Raw genomic sequence first — 17,948 nt, 5'->3', positions numbered from 1 at the left:
ACTCGACCGATGCTGGTGCTGGGGATCGAATCTTCCTGTGACGAGACGGGCGTGGCGCTCGTGGACGCCGGCGGTCCGGGTGTTCCGAAACTGCTCGGTCATGCGCTGCACAGCCAGGTGCAGATGCACCAGGCCTATGGCGGCGTCGTGCCCGAGCTGGCCAGCCGCGACCACATCCGGCGGGTGCTGCCGCTCACGCGCGAGGTGCTGCGCGAGGCCGGGCGCACGCTGGCCGAGGTCGAGACGGTGGCCTTCACCCGCGGCCCGGGCCTGGCGGGCGCGCTGCTGGTCGGCGCCGGCGTGGCCTGCGCGCTGGGCGCGGCCCTCGACCGCCCGGTGCTGGGCGTGCACCACCTGGAGGGCCACCTGCTGTCGCCGTTCCTGGGCGACGATCCGCCGCAATTCCCCTTCGTCGCCCTGCTGGTCTCGGGCGGCCACACGCAGCTGATGCGGGTCGACGGGGTGGGGCGGTACGAGCTGCTGGGCGAGACCATCGACGACGCCGCCGGCGAGGCCTTCGACAAGAGCGCCAAGCTGCTGGGCCTGGGCTATCCGGGCGGGCCGGCGCTGTCGCGGCTGGCCCAGCAGGGCGACCCGGCCGCCTTCGCGCTGCCGCGGCCGCTGCTGCACAGCGGCGACCTCGATTTCTCCTTCGCAGGATTGAAGACCGCGGTGCTGACGCAGGTGCGCAAGCTGGGCGATGGCCTGGAGCCGCGCAAGGCCGACCTGGCCGCCTCGACCGAGGCCGCCATCGTCGACGTGCTGCTGAAGAAATCGCTGGCGGCCCTGCGCGAGACCGGCCTGCAGCGGCTGGTGGTGGCCGGCGGCGTCGGCGCCAACCGCCTGCTGCGCGAGAAGCTCAACGCGGCCTGCGCCCGGCACGGCGTGCGCGTGCACTACCCCGAGCTGGCCCTGTGCACCGACAACGGCGCCATGATCGCCATGGCGGCGGCCATGCGCCTGGCCGCGGGCGTGGCAACGGCCAGCCGCTCGTACGCCTTCGACGTCAAGCCGCGGTGGCCTTTGGCTGAGCTTTAGAACGCGGCAGCGGACTTCCGGCCGCAGAAGGCGCCGAACAAGGAAAAAGGCGCAGAAGAAACCTTGGGAGGTTCTTCTGCGCCTTCTGCGTCCGGGCGTCCGCCCGGGTTGCCGGATTACTTGACTTCGATCTGGCGCGACGTGTTCACCGGCTGCTTCTTGGCCAGGCTCAGCGTCAGGACGCCGTTCTCGAGCTTCGCGCTGGTGGCGTCGACGTCGATCTCCTGGGGCAGCTCGTAGGCGGCCTTGTACTGGCGCTTGGCGTCGGCCTTGGTCTGGATGCGGACCACCGCGCCGTCGATGTCGATCGCGAGGTCTTCGCGGGCGACGCCCGGCAGGTCGAGGGTGACGGTCCAGGCCTTGTCGTCCTGGGTCAGGCCGAAGCCCTGCGACGGGCCATTGCCGAAGAAGGCGTCATTGACGAAACGCTCGAAGCTGCGGTCGAAGGAACGCAGGGCGGGGGCGGTGGCACGGGTGCGAACGACGGGGGCGAGAAACATGGTGGACTCCTTTGAAACCTTACACTGCGCGGCTTTCATTCCATCGATCGCCGCCTGCATCCAACGTGTGCCCGGGCGCCGTGTTTTCAAGAGAAAAATGCATCTGCCAACCCCGCGCCGCCAGGTCTTGAAATCGCTGGCCGCGACGCTACTTGCTCCCGCTTTCGCCCGCGCGCAGGCCCCCGCGGCGCCCGTGAAGCTGGCCATGGTCGAATCCCTCTCGGGCCCGTTCGCCAACACCGGCGAGGCCGTGTACCGCAACCTGCTGTGGGCAGTGGAACGCGTCAACCAGCGTGGCGGCATCAAGCTGCCCGGCGGCGCCCGGCCGCTGGCGCTGGAGCGCTACGACAGCAAGGGCCAGCCCGAGGAGGCACTGGCCGCGCTGCGCTCCGCCATCGATGACGGCGCGCAGGTCGTGCTACAGGGCAATTCCTCGGCGGTGGCGGCGGTGCTGGTCGATGCGGTCGCCAAGCAGAACGAGCGCGATCCCCGGCGTGGCGTGCTGTACCTCAACTACTCGGCGGTGGACCCGGTGCTCACCAACGAGCGCTGCAGCTTCTGGCACTTCCGCTTCGATGCCCATGCCGACATGCGCATGGCGGCGCTGGTGCAGGTGCTGCGCGACGACCAGTCGGTGCGCAGCTGCTACCTCATCGGCCAGGACTACAGCTTCGGCCAGGCGGTGCTGCGCGAGGCGCGCCGCCAGCTGGGCGTGCAGCGGCCGGACGTGCAGATCGTCGGCGACGAACTGCACCCGCTGGGCCGGGTGAAGGACTTCCTGCCCTACGCCGCCAAGATCAAGGCCAGCGGCGCCAGCGCGGTGATCACGGGCAACTGGGGCAACGACCTCACGCTGCTGGTCAAGGCGGCGCGCGAGGTCGGCTACGACGGCAAGTTCTACACCTTCTACGGCAATGCGCTGGGCGCGCCGGCGGCCCTGGGCGAGGCCGGCGTGGGCCGCGTGATCGCGGTGGCCGACTGGCTGCCCAACCTGCCCACGGCGCGCAGCGAGGCGTTCTACCAGAGCTTCCGCCAGCGCTTCCCGCGGCCGCAGGACGACTACGTGCACATGCGCATGCAGCTGATGATCGAGGCGCTGGCCCAGTCCATCGAGAAGGCCGGCTCCACCGCCATCGTGCCGGTCGCCCGGGCGCTGGAGCAGGCCCAGGTGACGCTGGCCGGCCAGGCCGGGACGATGCGCGCGGCCGACCACCAGTTCCAGCAGGCCCTGGTCGTGGGCCAGATGGACCGCGTGGGGGCGCCGGGCGTGCGCTTCGACGTCGAAGGCTCCGGCTACGGCTTCCGCGTCGTGCGCGTCATCGCGCCGCAGAACGCGGAGCTGCCCACCACCTGCCGGATGGTCCGGCCGACCTGAAACACGATCCTGCATTCCCCATGCGCCAAGCCATCCTCAACCTCGAAGAATCCAAGATCCGTGAAGTCGCCAACGCCGGCATGGGACGCGCCGACGTGCTGGCCTTCTGGTTCGGCGAGAGCGACGAGGTCACGCCCGACTTCATCCGCGAGGCGGCCATCGCGTCGATCCGCGACGGCGAGACCTTCTACGCCCACAACCTGGGGCTGCCCGAGCTGCGCGAGGCGGTCTCGGCGTACACCTCGGCCCTGCACGGGCCGGTGGGGCCCGAGCGCATCGCCATCACCTCGGGCGGCGTCAACGCCCTGATGCTGGCGGTGCAGATGCTGGTGGACGCCGGCGACCAGGTCGTGGCCGTCACGCCGGTGTGGCCCAACCTCACCGCGCAGCCGCTGATCCTGGGCGCCGACCTGCGCCGGGTGTCGCTGCAGCCGCGCGAGGGCGCCTGGACGCTCGACCTGCAAAAGCTGCTGGATGCAGTCACGCCCGCCACCCGGCTGCTGATCGTCAACGCGCCCAACAACCCCACCGGCTGGACGCTCACGCGGGCCGAGCAGCAGGCCATCCTGGACCACTGCCGCCGCACGGGAACCTGGATCCTCGCCGACGAGGTGTACGAGCGGCTGTACTACCCCGAGGGCGCCCGCTGCGCGCCCAGCTTCCTGGACATCGCCGGGCCCGACGACCGGCTGGTGGTGGCCCACAGCTTCTCCAAGAGCTTCCTCATGACCGGCTGGCGGCTGGGCTGGCTGGTCATGCCCACCGCGATGACGCATTCCATGGGCAAGCTGATCGAGTTCAACACCTCCTGCGCCAGCGTGTTCACCCAGCGCGGGGCGCTGGCCGCGGTGACGCGCACCGACGAGGTGACCCCGCGCGTGGTGGCCCACCTGCGGGGCTGCCGCGACGTGCTGGTCCCGCGGCTGCAGGCGCTGCCGGGCGTGTCGCTGGCCCTGCCGGACGGCGGCATGTACGCCTTCTTCCAGCTGGCCGGCTTCGGCGACTCGCTTGCCCTGGCCAAGCGGCTGGTGGCCGAGGCGGGGCTGGGCATCGCGCCGGGCAACGCCTTCGCCCCCGAGGCCCAGGGCTGGCTGCGCTGGTGCTTCGCCTCGCGGGACCCGCAGCGGCTGGAGCAGGGGGTCGACCGGCTGGCCGCCTGGCTCGACCGGCAGCCCCGCGCCGGGCGGGCCTGATCGCCCGGTCGTGTACAATCCCACGGTTCTGCGGCCAGCTGGCTGCGGAGCAAGCACGTTGGGGCGGTTCCAGCCCCAACGCAAGTCAATCCTCCGATTCAAGGAACCCCAAGATGTCCGCCCTCAACAAGGCCGAGATCGTCGCGGCGCATGCCCGCGGCACCAATGACACCGGCAGCCCGGAAGTGCAGGTCGCTCTTCTGACCGCCCGCATCAACGAGCTGACGCCCCACTTCAAGACCCATGCCAAGGACCACCACGGCCGCCGTGGCCTGCTGCGCATGGTGAACCGCCGCAAGAGCCTGCTGGCGTACCTGAAGGACAACGACGCCGAGCGCTACACGGCGCTGATCGGCAAGCTCGGCCTGCGCAAGTAAGCCGGGCCGTACAGAACGCAAGGGCGCCTGGGTCGGCAGCGAGCTGGCTCAGGCGCTTTGCACATCGGAGACCCCGGACCGGATACGCGCTGTGTCATTCCACCAACGGCCCTGCCGGCCGCTGATGGAATGGCATCGTGTTCGGCCCGCCTCCACCCTCAACGAGAGACCAAGAGGCAAGCCATGAGCATCTTCAACAAAGTCACCAAGACCTTCCAATGGGGCCAGCACACGGTCACCCTGGAAACCGGTGAGATCGCCCGCCAGGCATCCGGCGCCGTGCTGGTGAACATCGACGACACCGTGGTGCTGGCCACCGTGGTGGGCTCCAAGTCGGCCAAGCCCGGCCAGGACTTCTTCCCGCTCACCGTCGACTACATCGAGAAGACCTACGCCGCCGGCAAGATCCCCGGCAGCTTCTTCAAGCGCGAGGCCAAGCCCAGCGAACTCGAGACGCTCACCAGCCGCCTGATCGACCGCCCGATCCGCCCGCTGTTCCCCGAGGGCTTCTTCAACGAGGTGCACGTGGTCATCCACACCGTCTCGCTGAACCCCGAGGTCGACGCCGACATCGCCGCCATGATCGGCACCAGCGCCGCACTGGCCGTCTCCGGCATCCCGTTCGCGGGCCCGATCGGCGCCGCGCGCGTGGGCTACATCAACAACGAGTACGTGCTCAACCCGGGCCAGACCCAGCGCAAGGACTCGCTCCTCGACCTGGTGGTCGCCGGCACCGAGGCCGCCGTGCTGATGGTCGAGTCCGAGGCGCAGCAGCTGCCCGAGGAAGTGATGCTGGGCGCCGTGGTGTTCGGCCACGAGCAGGGCAAGATCGCCATCAACGCCATCCATGAACTGGTGCGCGACGCCGGCAAGCCGGTCTGGGACTGGCAGGCGCCCGCCAAGGACGAGGCCTTCATCGGCAAGGTCGGCCAGCTGGCCGAGGACAAGCTGCGCGCCGCCTACCAGATCCGCAGCAAGCAGGCCCGCACCCAGGCCCTGCGCGAAACCAGCGCCTCGGTGCTGGCCTCGCTCAAGGAGTCGGGCGCCGACTTCGACCCGATCAAGGTCGAGGGCCTGCTGTTCGACATCGAGGCGCGCATCGTTCGCAGCCAGATCCTGGCCGGCGAGCCGCGCATCGACGGCCGCGACACCCGCACCGTGCGCCCGATCGAGATCCGCAACAGCGTGCTGCCGCGGACCCACGGCTCGGCGCTGTTCACCCGCGGCGAGACCCAGGCCCTGGTGGTCACCACCCTGGGCACCGAGCGCGACGCGCAGCGCATCGACGCGCTGGCCGGCGAGTTCGAGGACCGCTTCCTGTTCCACTACAACATGCCTCCCTTCGCCACCGGCGAAGTGGGCCGCATGGGCTCGACCAAGCGCCGCGAAGTGGGCCACGGCCGCCTGGCCAAGCGGGCGCTGATCGCCTGCCTGCCGAGCAAGGACGAGTTCCCCTACACCATGCGCGTGGTGTCGGAGATCACCGAGTCGAACGGCTCGTCGTCGATGGCGTCGGTGTGCGGCGGCTGCCTGTCGCTGATGGACGCCGGCGTGCCGATGAAGGCCCACGTGGCCGGCATCGCCATGGGCCTGATCAAGGACGGCAACCGCTTCGCCGTGCTGACCGACATCCTGGGCGACGAGGACCACCTCGGCGACATGGACTTCAAGGTGGCCGGCACCACCAACGGCATCACCGCGCTGCAGATGGACATCAAGATCCAGGGCATCACCAAGGAGATCATGCAGGTCGCCCTGGCGCAGGCCAAGGAAGCGCGCATGCACATCCTGGGCAAGATGCAGGAGGCGATGGGCTCGGCCAAGACCGAGATCAGCACCTTCGCGCCCAAGCTGTACACGATGAAGATCAACCCGGAGAAGATCCGCGACGTCATCGGCAAGGGCGGCTCGGTCATCCGCGCGCTGACCGACGAGACCGGCTGCCAGATCAACATCGAGGAAGACGGCACCATCACCATCGCCGCCACCGACGCTGCCAAGGCCGAGGAAGCGAAGAAGCGCATCGAGCAGATCACGGCCGAGGTCGAGATCGGCAAGGTCTACGAAGGCCCGGTCACCAAGATCCTGGACTTCGGCGCGCTGATCAACCTGCTGCCCGGCAAGGACGGCCTGCTGCACATCAGCCAGATCGCCCACGAGCGGGTGGAGAAGGTCACCGACTACCTCAGCGAAGGCCAGGTGGTGCGCGTCAAGGTGCTCGAGACCGACGACAAGGGCCGCGTCAAGCTGTCCATGAAGGCGCTGCTCGACCGTCCGGAAGGCATGGAAGACCAGCCCCCGCGCGAGCGCCGCGAGCGTGGCGACCGCCCGCCGCGCGGCGAGTACCGCGGCGACCGGGGTGAGCGCGGCGACCGTGGCGAGCGTTCGCACGGCGACCGGCCCCCGGCTGGCGACGTCCAGCCCCAGGCCACGCTGACGGATCCGCAGGAGTGATTCCCGGATCCGTCCTCCCGGGCCCGGCCCGGGAGATGGATGGCGGGCGACGCCCGCACTGACAGCAACGAGGAACGCCACCATGAAAGCCGTCGAGATCACCTCCTACGGTGCCCCCGAGGTGTTGCGCCTGGGCGAGCGCCCCGACCCCGTCGCGGGCCCGGGCGAACTGCTCATCCGCGTCGCCGCGAGCGGCGTCAACCGCCCCGACGTCCTGCAGCGCACCGGCAACTACCCGGTGCCGCCTGGCGCCTCCGACCTGCCCGGCCTCGAAGTGGCGGGCGAGGTGGTGGCCGGTGATGCGCAGGCGATGGCGGCCGCCGGCCTGAAGGTGGGCGACCGCGTCTGCGCCCTGGTGGCCGGCGGCGGCTACGCGCAGCTGTGCGTGGCCCCCGTGGCCCAGTGCCTGCCGGTGCCGCGCGGCCTGTCGGACATCGAGGCGGCCTCGCTGCCCGAGACCTTCTTCACCGTCTGGAGCAACGTCTTCGACCGCGGCCGCCTGCAGGCGGGCGAGACCTTCATGGTCCAGGGCGGCACCAGCGGCATCGGCGTCACCGCCATCCAGATGGCCAAGGCCCTGGGTGCGACGGTGTTCGCCACCGCGGGCAGCGACGAGAAGTGCGATGCCTGCCTGCGCCTGGGCGCCGACCACGCCATCAACTACAAGGCGAAGGACTTCGCCGAGGAAGCCAAGCAGCTCACCGGCGGCAAGGGCGTGGACGTCATCCTCGACATGGTGGCCGGCGCCTACGTCGCGCGCGAGGTGCAGTGCCTGGCCGAGGACGGCCGGCTGGTCATCATCGCCGTGCAGGGTGGCAGCAAGAGCGAGGTCAACGCCGGCCTGGTGCTGCGCCGCCGCCTCACCATCACCGGCTCCACGCTGCGGCCGCGGCCGGTGGCCTTCAAGGGTGCCATCGCCAGCTCGCTGCGCGAGAAGGTGTGGCCGCTGCTGGAGTCGGGCCGCATCAAGCCCGTGATCCACGCCACCTTCGCCGCCCAGGACGCTGCGCAGGCGCACACCCTGATGGAATCGAACCAGCACGTCGGCAAGATCGTGCTGACCTGGTCCTGATCGTCGTTGGAAAGCATGACCAAGAAAAAGCTGATCGCCGGCAACTGGAAGATGAACGGCAGCGTCGAAGCCAACGACGCGCTGGTGCGCACCGTCATCGGCGGCCTGCAGGGCGCGACCTGCACCGTCGCGGTGTGCGTGCCGGCGCCGTACCTGGCCCAGCTGCAGATGCTGCGGCACGGCTCGGCGCTGGAATTGGGTGCGCAGGACGTCTCCCGCCACGAGCAGGGCGCCTACACCGGCGAGGTCTCGGCGACCATGCTGAAGGACTTCGGGGTGCGCTACGCCATCGTCGGCCACTCGGAGCGACGCCAGTACCACGGCGAGGACGACCAGCTGGTGGCCGACAAGGCCAAGGCGGCCCTGGCCCACGGCATCACCCCCATCGTTTGCGTCGGCGAGACCCTGGCCGAGCGCGAGGCCGGCCACACCGAGGAGGTGGTGCGGCGCCAGCTGGCCACCGTGATCCACACCAACGGCCACTGCATCACCGAGATCGTGGTCGCCTACGAGCCGGTCTGGGCCATCGGCACCGGCAAGACGGCCACCCCCGAGCAGGCCCAGCAGGTGCATGCCGTGCTGCGCGCGCAGCTGAAGGCCGCCACGCCGCAGGCCGATCGCGTCTGCATCCTGTACGGCGGCAGCATGAACGCGGCCAACGCCGCCAGCCTGCTCGCCCAGCCCGACATCGACGGCGGGCTCATCGGTGGAGCTTCGCTGAAGGCCCCCGATTTCCTGCAGATCATCGCGGCCGCCCGCTGAGCGCGGCCACCCATCCCCACGGAGCGACACAAGAATGCAAGTGCTTTTCACCATCCTGCTGGCCGTCCAGATCCTGGCCGCGCTGGGCATGATCGGCCTCATCCTCATCCAGCACGGCAAGGGCGCCGACATGGGCGCCGCCTTCGGCAGCGGCAGCTCCGGCAGCCTGTTCGGTGCCTCGGGCAGCGCGAACTTCCTGTCGCGCACCACGGCTGTGCTGGCCGCCGTGTTCTTCGTCTGCACGCTGGCGCTGGCCTACCAGAGCAACTACCGCGCCCCGGATTCGGGCAGCGTGCTCGACCGCGCGGTCGTGGTGCCCGCCGCCCCGGCCGCTTCCGGCCCCGCGGCGCAGATCCCCGGCACCTCGGGGCCGGCCAGCGCGCCCGCGGCGGCGGTGCCCGCCGTGCCGGCGTCTGGCGCGGGCCAGATTCCGACGCGCTGAGCGCATCCGCCAGCACCCCGTCAGGGGAAATGCTCGCGATTCGGAGTAAACTCCAAGGCTGCCCGGAAAGCCGAAAAACAAAACAAGCCTCATGCCTGTCCGGGCAGCAACAGACGGCCGTCGTGGTGAAATTGGTAGACACGCTATCTTGAGGGGGTAGTGGCGAAAGCTGTGCGAGTTCGAGTCTCGCCGACGGCACCAGACACAAAGAGCCGCGGGCCACGCCCCGCGGCTCGAAGCGCGGACCCAGGGCCCACATGCAACTCGATCAGTACCTCCCCGTCCTCCTGTTCATCCTGGTGGGCATCGCGGTCGGAGTGCTGCCACAGGTTCTGGGCTACGTCTTCGCCGGCGCGGCGGGCTTCAACAAGCCGGACGCCGCCAAGAACTCCCCCTACGAATGCGGCTTCGAGGCCTTCGAGGACGCGCGCATGAAATTCGACGTGCGCTACTACCTCGTGGCCATCCTGTTCATCCTGTTCGACCTCGAGATCGCCTTCCTGTTTCCGTGGGCCGTCGCGCTCAAGGAAATCGGCGCGGTGGGCTTCTGGTCGATGATGGTCTTCCTGGCCATCCTGGTGGTCGGTTTCGTCTACGAGTGGAAAAAGGGCGCGCTCGACTGGGAATGACCCCGGCGCGCAGGGACTCAGAAATCAATGGCTAACGAAGGCATTCTCGACAAGGGCGTCGTCACGACGACCGTGGACAGCGTCATCAACTGGGCCAAGACCGGCTCGCTGTGGCCCATGACGTTCGGACTCGCTTGCTGCGCGGTGGAGATGATGCACGCGGGCGCCGCCCGCTACGACATCGACCGTTTCGGCATGCTGTTCCGCCCCAGCCCGCGCCAGTCCGACCTCATGATCGTGGCCGGCACGCTGTGCAACAAGATGGCGCCGGCGCTGCGCAAGGTCTACGACCAGATGCCCGAGCCGCGCTGGGTGCTGTCCATGGGCACCTGCGCCAACGGCGGCGGCTACTACCACTACAGCTATTCGGTGGTGCGCGGCTGCGACCGCATCGTGCCGGTCGACGTGTACGTCCCCGGCTGCCCGCCCACGGCGGAGGCACTGCTGTACGGCATCATCCAGCTGCAGCAGAAGATCCGCCGCACGCAGACCATCGCGCGGGCCTGATCGCATGACCGTCTCCACTTCCTACGCGGTCGATCCCGCCGCGCTGCAAGCCACGCTCACCCAGGTGCTCGGCCCGCTGGCCAAGCGAGTCGACCTGCGGCTGGGCGAAGTCACCGTCACGGTCACGGCCGACAACTACCTGGCGGCCGCCCAGCGCCTGCGCGACGACCCGGCCTGCCGGTTCGAGCAACTGATCGACGTCTGCGGTCTCGACTATTCCGACTACGGCAACGGCGGCTGGGACGGCCTGCGCTACGCCGTGGTGTCGCACTTCCTGTCGGTCAGCCTCAACCAGCGCGTGCGCCTGCGCGTGTTCTGTCCCGACGACGAACTGCCGGTGGTGGCGTCGCTCACCGACCTGTGGAGTTCGGCCAACTGGTTCGAGCGCGAAGCGTTCGACCTGTACGGCATCGTGTTCGACGGCCACGCCGACCTGCGCCGCATCCTCACCGACTACGGCTTCATCGGCCACCCGTTCCGCAAGGACTTCCCGGTGTCCGGCCACGTCGAGATGAAGTACGACCCCGAGCGCCAGCGCGTGATCTACCAGCCGGTGACCATCGAGCCGCGCGAGATCACGCCGCGCATCATCCGCGAGGACCACTACGGCGGCATCCAGCCCGGCCGCGGCATGGGTAGCAACAATGGCTGAGATCAAGAACTACACGCTCAACTTCGGCCCGCAGCACCCGGCCGCGCACGGCGTGCTGCGCCTGGTGCTGGAGCTCGACGGCGAGGTCATCCAGCGCGCCGACCCGCACATCGGCCTGCTGCACCGCGCCACCGAGAAGCTGGCCGAGACCCGCACCTTCATCCAGTCGCTGCCCTACATGGACCGGCTGGACTACGTCTCGATGATGTGCAACGAGCACGCGTACTGCCTGGCCATCGAGAAGATGATGGGCATCGAGGTGCCCGAGCGCGCCCAGTACATCCGCGTCATGTTCTCCGAGATCACGCGCCTGCTGAACCACCTGCTGTGGCTCGGTGCGCACGGCCTCGACTGCGGCGCCATGAACATGCTGATCTACTGCTTCCGCGAGCGGGAGGACCTGTTCGACATGTACGAGGCGGTGTCGGGCGCGCGCATGCACGCAGCCTACTTCCGCCCGGGCGGCGTCTACCGGGACCTGCCGGACACCATGCCGCAGTACAAGGCGAGCAAGGTGCGCAACGAGCGCGAGATCAAGCGCATGAACGAGAACCGGCAGGGGACGCTGCTGGACTTCATCGACGACTTCGTGCGCCGCTTCCCGACCTACGTCGACGAGTACGAGACGCTGCTCACCGACAACCGCATCTGGAAGCAGCGCACCGTGGGCATCGGCGTGGTCACGCCCGAGCGCGCCCTGAACCTCGGGTTCACCGGCCCCATGCTGCGCGGCTCGGGCATCGCCTGGGACCTGCGCAAGACGCAGCCCTACGAGGTCTACGACCGGATGGACTTCGACATCCCGCTCGGCAAGACCGGCGACTGCTACGACCGCTACCTGGTGCGCGTGCAGGAGATGCGCGAGGCCAACCGCATCATCAAGCAGTGCGTCGACTGGCTGCGCGTGAACCCGGGTCCCGTGATCACCGACAACCACAAGGTGGCGCCGCCCGACCGCGAATCCATGAAGACCAACATGGAGGAGCTGATCCACCACTTCAAGCTGTTCTCCGAGGGCTTCCGCGTCCCCGAGGGCGAGGCCTATGCCGCGGTGGAGCACCCCAAGGGCGAGTTCGGCATCTACCTCGTGAGCGACGGCGCCAACAAGCCGTACCGCCTGAAGATCCGCGCGCCGGGCTTCCCCCACCTGGCGTCGCTGGACGAGATGGGCAGGGGCCACATGATCGCCGACGCCGTCGCCATCATCGGCACGATGGACATCGTGTTTGGAGAGATCGATCGATGATTTCCGAATCGACCCGGACCCGCTTCGACCGCGAAGTGGCCAAGTACCCGGCCGACCAGAAGCAGTCGGCCGTCATGGCCTGCCTGGCCATCGTGCAGCAGGAGCAGGGCTTCGTCGGCCAGGACGCCGAGAAGGCGGTCGCCGACTATCTCGGCATGCCGCCGATCGCGGTGCACGAGGTCACGACCTTCTACAACATGTACAACCAGGCGCCGGTCGGCAAGTACAAGCTGAACGTGTGCACCAACCTGCCGTGCCAGCTGCGTGACGGCGCCAAGGCGCTGCACCACCTGGAGCACAAGCTGGGCGTGCACATGGGCGAGACCACGCCCGACGGCCTGTTCACGCTGCAGCAGAGCGAGTGCCTGGGCGCCTGCGCCGACTCGCCGGTGATGCTGGTCAACGACCGCACCATGTGCAGCTTCATGAGCAACGACAAGCTCGACCAGCTGGTCGATGGCCTGCGGAAGGCGGGTTGAACGCATGAACGCCCAGCAAGTGCTGTCGCAATTCCAGGCCACCGGGGTGCAGACCTGCTTCCACGGCCGCCACATCAATCCCCAGATCTACGCCGGCATCGACGGCACCAACTGGCGCCTGAAGGACTACGAGGCGCGCGAGGGCTACCAGGCGCTGCGCAAGATCCTCAGCGAGGGCCTCACGCAGGACCAGGTGATCGCCACCGTCAAGGAGTCGGCGCTGCGCGGCCGCGGCGGCGCGGGCTTCCCCACCGGCCTGAAGTGGAGCTTCATGCCGCGCCAGTTCCCGGGGCAGAAGTACCTGGTGTGCAACTCCGACGAGGGCGAACCGGGCACCTGCAAGGACCGCGACATCCTGCAGTTCAACCCGCACATCGTCATCGAGGGGATGATCATCGCGGCCTACGCGATGGGCATCTCGGTGGGCTACAACTACATCCACGGCGAGATCTTCCAGACCTACGACCGCTTCGAGGAAGCGCTCGAGGAGGCGAGGGCGGCCGGCTACCTGGGCAACAACATCCTGGGTTCCAGCTTCTCGTTCCAGCTGCACGCGTCGCACGGCTTCGGCGCCTACATCTGCGGCGAGGAAACGGCGCTGCTCGAGTCGCTGGAAGGCAAGAAGGGCCAGCCGCGCTTCAAGCCGCCGTTCCCGGCGAGCTTCGGCCTGTACGGCAAGCCCACCACCATCAACAACACCGAGACCTTCGCGGCGGTGCCCTGGATCATCCGCAACGGCGGCCAGGCCTTCCTCGACATCGGCAAGCCGAACAACGGCGGCACCAAGATCTACTCGGTCTCGGGTGACGTCGAGATGCCAGGCAACTACGAGATCCCGCTGGGCACGCCGTTCAGCAAGCTGCTCGAGCTGGCCGGCGGCGTGCGCGGCGGCCGCAAGCTCAAGGCCGTCATCCCCGGCGGGTCGTCGGCGCCGGTCCTGCCGGCCGACATCATGATGCAGTGCACGATGGACTACGACTCCATCGCCAAGGCCGGCTCGATGCTGGGCTCGGGCGCGGTCATCGTGATGGACGAGACGCGCGACATGGTCGAGAGCCTGCTGCGCCTGTCGTACTTCTACATGCACGAGTCCTGTGGCCAGTGCACGCCCTGCCGCGAGGGCACCGGCTGGCTGTGGCGCGTGGTCGACCGCATCCACAACGGCCACGGCAAGCCCGCCGACATCGCGCTGCTCAACTCGGTGGCCGACAACATCCAGGGCCGCACCATCTGCGCCCTCGGCGACGCGGCGGCCATGCCGGTGCGCGCCATGATCAAGCACTTCAAGCACGAGTTCGAGGCCAAGATCCAGCGGCCCGACCTGCAGACCTCCGACGGCCGCCAGCCGGTTCCCGCGGGCGCGAGAGGCTGAAAGCAACCCCATGGCTGAAATCACGTTAGACGGGCAGAAGGTCGAGATCGCCGACGGCAGCATGGTCATGCATGCCGCCGAGAAGGCCGGTACCTACATCCCGCACTTCTGCTACCACAAGAAGCTGTCCATCGCGGCCAACTGCCGCATGTGCCTGGTCGACGTGGAGAAGGCGCCCAAGCCGATGCCGGCCTGCGCCACGCCCGTCACCAACGGCATGGTGGTCCACACGCGCAGCGACAAGGCCATCAAGGCGCAGCAGTCGGTGATGGAGTTCCTCCTCATCAACCACCCGCTCGACTGCCCCATCTGCGACCAGGGCGGCGAGTGCCAGCTGCAGGACCTGGCCGTCGGCTACGGCGGCTCCTCCTCGCGCTACGAGGAGGAAAAGCGCGTGGTGCTGCACAAGGACGTCGGCCCGCTGATCTCCATGGAGGAGATGAGCCGCTGCATCCACTGCACCCGCTGCGTGCGCTTCGGCCAGGAAGTGGCCGGCGTGATGGAGCTGGGCATGATCCACCGGGGCGAGCACTCCGAGATCACCACCGTGCTGGGCGACACCGTCGACTCCGAGGTGTCCGGCAACATGATCGACCTGTGCCCGGTCGGCGCGCTCACCAGCAAGCCGTTCCGCTACAGCGCCCGCAACTGGGAGCTGTCGCGCCGCAAGTCGGTGGCCCCGCACGATTCCAGCGGCGCCAACCTCATCGTTCAGGTCAAGAACAACCGCGTGATGCGCGTGCTCCCGCTGGAGAACGAGGCCGTCAACGAGTGCTGGCTGGCCGACCGCGACCGCTTCTCCTACGAGGCCGTCAACGCCGACCAGCGGCTCACCGCGCCCATGGTCAAGCAGGGCGGCGAGTGGAAGACCGTCGACTGGCAGACCGCGCTGGAGTACGTGGCCAACGGCCTCAAGCAGATCAAGGGCGACCACGGCGCGTCCGCCATCGGCCTGCTGGCCAGCCCGCACAGCACCGTCGAGGAGCTGTTCCTGGCCGGCGCCCTGGTGCGCGGCCTGGGCAGCCAGAACATCGACCACCGCTTGCGCCATGCGCAGTTCGCGCCCGCCGAGGGCGTGCGCTGGCTGGGCACCAGCATCGCGTCGCTGTCCGACCTGCAGCGGGTGCTGGTGGTCGGCTCCAACCTGCGCAAGGACCACCCGCTGTTCGCGTTGCGCATCCGCGCCGCTGCGCGCAAGGGCGCCGCGGTCTCGCGCCTGCACGACTCCGAGCACGACTGGGCGATGCCGCTCGCATCCTCGGTTGCCGCACCGGCCGGCCAGTGGGCCCAGGTGCTGGCCGACGTGGCGAGCGCCATCGCCGGCCAGAAGGGCAGCACGGCTCCGGCGGACGGCACCGCGACCGACGCCGCCAAGGCCATCGCCGCCTCGCTGCTGTCGGGCGAGCGCAAGGCCATCCTGCTGGGCAACGCCGCCGCGCACCACGCCAACGCGTCCACGCTGCTCGCGCTGGCGCAGTGGATCGGCGAGGCGACCGGTGCTTCGGTCGGCTACCTCACCGAAGCCGCCAACACCGTCGGCGCCCAGCTGGTCGGCGCGCTGCCGGGGCAGGGCGGCCTGGATGCCGGCCAGATGCTGGCCGGTGGCCTGAAGGCCGCGATCCTGCTGAACACCGAACCCGAGTTCGACTCGGCCGCCGGCGCGCGCGCCGCCGAGGCGCTGGCCAAGTCGGAGATGGTCGTGACGCTGAGCCCGTTCAAGGCCAACCTGGCCTTCAGCGACGTGCTGCTGCCCATCGCGCCCTGGACCGAGACGCCCGGCACCTTCGTCAACGCCGAGGGCCGCGTGCAGTCGTTCCATGCCGTCGTCAAGCCGCTGGGCGAGGCCCGTCCCGCCTGGAAGGTGCTGCGCGTGCTGGGCAACATGCTGGGCCTGCCGAACTTCGGCTACGAGTCCGCCAACGAGGTGCTGGCCGCCGCCCGCGGCGCCGCCGACGTGGACAAGCCCATGGCGCAGGCCGACCTGCTGGTCAATCGCACGTCCGCCCGCATCGACCTGTCGGTGCAGGCCGGCACCCCGGCCACCGCCGCGATCTACCAGCTCGACGGCATCGTGCGCCGCGCCGAGTCGCTGCAGTTCACGGCCGACGGCCAGGCGGCGCTGCCGCAGTCCACGCGCCAGGCCGCCGCCGCGCGCGAGGAGGCCCTCGCATGATCGATTCGATCTACGGCTTCGGCAACGGCCTCATCGGCGCGCCGTGGTGGACAGCCGCGGGCTGGCCGGTGGTCTGGACGCTGATCAAGATCGTGCTGGTGGTCGCTCCGCTCATGGGCGCGGTGGCCTACCTCACGCTCTGGGAGCGCAAGGCCATCGGCTTCACGCAGATCCGCATCGGCCCCAACCGGGTCGGCCCGCTCGGGCTGCTGCAGCCGATCGCCGACGCCTTCAAGCTGCTGACCAAGGAGATCATCCTCCCGACGGTGGCCAACAAGGGGCTGTTCCTGCTCGGCCCCATCATGACCATCATGCCGGCGCTGGCCGCCTGGGTGGTCATCCCGTTCGGCCCGGACATTGCGCTGGCCAACATCAACGCCGGCCTGCTGTTCATCATGGCCATCACTTCGCTGGAGGTGTACGGCGTCATCATCGCCGGCTGGGCATCGAACTCGAAGTACGCCTTCCTGGGTGCGCTGCGGGCCTCGGCCCAGATGGTCAGCTACGAGATCGCCATGGGCTTCGCGCTGGTGGTGGTGCTGATGGTCACCGGCAGCCTGAACATGACCGACGTGGTGATGAGCCAGGCCAAGGGCTACTTCGCCGGCATTGGCCTGACGTTCCTGTCCTGGAACTGGCTGCCGCTGCTGCCAATCTTCGTCGTCTACTTCGTCTCCGGCCTGGCCGAGACCAACCGCCATCCGTTCGACGTGGTGGAAGGCGAGTCCGAGATCGTCGCGGGCCACATGATCGAGTACTCGGGCATGAGCTTCGCCATGTTCTTCCTGGCCGAGTACGCCAACATGTGGCTGGTCTCGATCCTGGCCGTCATCATGTTCCTGGGCGGCTGGCTGCCTCCCATCGACGCGCCGCTGCTGGCGTGGATCCCCGGCTGGATCTGGCTGGGCGTCAAGACCTTCATGGTCGTCACCATGTTCCTGTGGGTCCGCTCGACGTTCCCGCGCTACCGCTACGACCAGATCATGCGCCTGGGCTGGAAGATCTTCATTCCGGTCACGCTGGTCTGGCTCATCGTCGTGGGCGCCTGGATGCAGACCCCGTACAACATCTGGAAATAACGGGCCCGCCATGTCCACGCAAACCCTGCCACGCCCGGCCTCGACGTTCTCGCTCAAGGACTTCCTGTCCAGCTTCATGCTGGTGGAGCTCTTCAAGGGCCTGGCCATCACCGGCAAGTACGCCTTCAGCCGCAAGATCACGGTGCAGTTCCCAGAGGAGAAGACGCCGCTGTCGCCGCGCTTCCGGGGCCTGCACGCGCTGCGCCGCTACGAGACCGGCGAGGAACGCTGCATCGCCTGCAAGCTGTGCGAGGCCGTGTGCCCCGCGCTGGCCATCACCATCGAGAGCGACCAGCGCGCCGACGGCACCCGCCGCACCACCCGCTACGACATCGACCTGACCAAGTGCATCTTCTGCGGCTTCTGCGAGGAGAGCTGCCCGGTCGACTCCATCGTCGAGACCCACGTCCTGGAGTACCACGGCGAGAAGCGCGGCGACCTGTACTTCACCAAGGACATGCTGCTCGCGGTGGGCGACCGCTACGAGGCGGAGATCGCCGAGCGCCGGGCGCAGGACGCCAAGTACCGATGAGACGAGCCGGGCGCCGGGCCGGCGCCGGGCGCGACGACCAGACAACCAAGACGACAGCGATGCCTC

General features: G+C 68.8%; 18 protein-coding genes and 1 tRNA gene. 18 read left to right on the top strand and 1 reads right to left on the bottom strand.

Translation table 11 applies throughout. From position 1 onward, the window contains the following. Positions 1 to 9: 9 nt before the first annotated feature. A complete protein-coding gene (gene tsaD / locus GON04_RS03965) occupies positions 10 to 1,038 on the top strand; it encodes a tRNA (adenosine(37)-N6)-threonylcarbamoyltransferase complex transferase subunit TsaD (RefSeq protein WP_157396671.1) in 1,029 nt (342 codons plus the stop codon). 116 nt (positions 1,039 to 1,154) lie between these two features. Here tsaD and GON04_RS03960 read toward each other — a convergent pair whose 3' ends face one another. Then, on the bottom strand, positions 1,155 to 1,538 hold the full coding sequence (locus GON04_RS03960) for an Hsp20/alpha crystallin family protein (protein WP_157396670.1): 384 nt from the start codon (positions 1,536 to 1,538) through the stop codon (positions 1,155 to 1,157). 97 nt (positions 1,539 to 1,635) lie between these two features. On the opposite strand from GON04_RS03960, the gene GON04_RS03955 reads away from it, so the two are divergent. From GON04_RS03955 to nuoI, 17 genes are all read left to right on the top strand, one after another. Next, a complete protein-coding gene (locus tag GON04_RS03955) occupies positions 1,636 to 2,913 on the top strand; it encodes a branched-chain amino acid ABC transporter substrate-binding protein (RefSeq protein ID WP_181653874.1) in 1,278 nt (425 codons plus the stop codon). Positions 2,914 to 2,933: 20 nt separating this feature from the next. Beyond that, entirely contained in the window at positions 2,934 to 4,106 is a 1,173-nt protein-coding gene (locus GON04_RS03950; protein ID WP_157396669.1) for a pyridoxal phosphate-dependent aminotransferase, read from the top strand. 113 nt (positions 4,107 to 4,219) lie between these two features. Further along, positions 4,220 to 4,483, top strand: a complete 264-nt coding sequence (gene rpsO / locus GON04_RS03945; RefSeq protein ID WP_157396668.1) for a 30S ribosomal protein S15 — start codon at positions 4,220 to 4,222, stop codon at positions 4,481 to 4,483. Between the two features lie 183 nt (positions 4,484 to 4,666). Further along, positions 4,667 to 6,937, top strand: a complete 2,271-nt coding sequence (gene pnp / locus GON04_RS03940) for a polyribonucleotide nucleotidyltransferase (protein ID WP_157396667.1) — start codon at positions 4,667 to 4,669, stop codon at positions 6,935 to 6,937. An 82-nt stretch (positions 6,938 to 7,019) separates the two neighbouring features. Next, a complete protein-coding gene (locus GON04_RS03935) occupies positions 7,020 to 8,009 on the top strand; it encodes an NAD(P)H-quinone oxidoreductase (protein WP_157396666.1) in 990 nt (329 codons plus the stop codon). A 15-nt stretch (positions 8,010 to 8,024) separates the two neighbouring features. After that, a complete protein-coding gene (gene tpiA, locus GON04_RS03930) occupies positions 8,025 to 8,771 on the top strand; it encodes a triose-phosphate isomerase (RefSeq protein ID WP_181653873.1) in 747 nt (248 codons plus the stop codon). A gap of 34 nt (positions 8,772 to 8,805) precedes the next feature. After that, the gene (gene secG / locus GON04_RS03925) at positions 8,806 to 9,213 is read left to right on the top strand and encodes a preprotein translocase subunit SecG (protein ID WP_157396664.1); all 408 of its coding nucleotides are present in this window, start codon (positions 8,806 to 8,808) and stop codon (positions 9,211 to 9,213) included. 116 nt (positions 9,214 to 9,329) lie between these two features. Continuing rightward, positions 9,330 to 9,414, top strand: a tRNA-Leu gene (locus GON04_RS03920). Positions 9,415 to 9,470: 56 nt separating this feature from the next. Then, a complete protein-coding gene (locus tag GON04_RS03915; protein WP_157396663.1) occupies positions 9,471 to 9,842 on the top strand; it encodes an NADH-quinone oxidoreductase subunit A in 372 nt (123 codons plus the stop codon). Positions 9,843 to 9,869: 27 nt separating this feature from the next. Beyond that, the gene (locus tag GON04_RS03910; RefSeq protein WP_027102937.1) at positions 9,870 to 10,349 is read left to right on the top strand and encodes a NuoB/complex I 20 kDa subunit family protein; all 480 of its coding nucleotides are present in this window, start codon (positions 9,870 to 9,872) and stop codon (positions 10,347 to 10,349) included. 4 nt (positions 10,350 to 10,353) lie between these two features. After that, complete coding sequence (locus GON04_RS03905) at positions 10,354 to 11,001, top strand: NADH-quinone oxidoreductase subunit C (protein WP_157396662.1); 648 nt, start codon at positions 10,354 to 10,356, stop codon at positions 10,999 to 11,001. Further along, entirely contained in the window at positions 10,994 to 12,247 is a 1,254-nt protein-coding gene (locus tag GON04_RS03900) for an NADH-quinone oxidoreductase subunit D (protein WP_157396661.1), read from the top strand. Before GON04_RS03905 ends, GON04_RS03900 begins: the two co-directional genes overlap by 8 nt. After that, positions 12,244 to 12,726: an NADH-quinone oxidoreductase subunit NuoE gene (gene nuoE, locus GON04_RS03895; RefSeq protein ID WP_157396660.1), complete on the top strand. Its 483-nt coding sequence runs from the start codon at positions 12,244 to 12,246 to the stop codon at positions 12,724 to 12,726. Before GON04_RS03900 ends, nuoE begins: the two co-directional genes overlap by 4 nt. 4 nt (positions 12,727 to 12,730) lie before the next feature. Continuing rightward, complete coding sequence (gene nuoF / locus GON04_RS03890) at positions 12,731 to 14,098, top strand: NADH-quinone oxidoreductase subunit NuoF (protein WP_157396659.1); 1,368 nt, start codon at positions 12,731 to 12,733, stop codon at positions 14,096 to 14,098. 10 nt (positions 14,099 to 14,108) lie between these two features. Next, the gene (gene nuoG, locus GON04_RS03885) at positions 14,109 to 16,271 is read left to right on the top strand and encodes an NADH-quinone oxidoreductase subunit NuoG (protein WP_157396658.1); all 2,163 of its coding nucleotides are present in this window, start codon (positions 14,109 to 14,111) and stop codon (positions 16,269 to 16,271) included. Continuing rightward, a complete protein-coding gene (gene nuoH / locus GON04_RS03880) occupies positions 16,268 to 17,350 on the top strand; it encodes an NADH-quinone oxidoreductase subunit NuoH (RefSeq protein ID WP_157396657.1) in 1,083 nt (360 codons plus the stop codon). The genes nuoG and nuoH overlap by 4 nt, the downstream gene beginning before the upstream one ends. A 10-nt stretch (positions 17,351 to 17,360) precedes the next feature. Beyond that, a complete protein-coding gene (gene nuoI / locus GON04_RS03875) occupies positions 17,361 to 17,882 on the top strand; it encodes an NADH-quinone oxidoreductase subunit NuoI (protein ID WP_157396656.1) in 522 nt (173 codons plus the stop codon). The last annotated feature ends 66 nt before the right edge of the window (positions 17,883 to 17,948 follow it).

This window comes from Ramlibacter pinisoli, from assembly GCF_009758015.1.
Classification (GTDB): Bacteria; Pseudomonadota; Gammaproteobacteria; order Burkholderiales; family Burkholderiaceae_C; genus Ramlibacter; species Ramlibacter pinisoli.
This window is presented reverse-complemented; position numbering and strand designations above follow the sequence as displayed.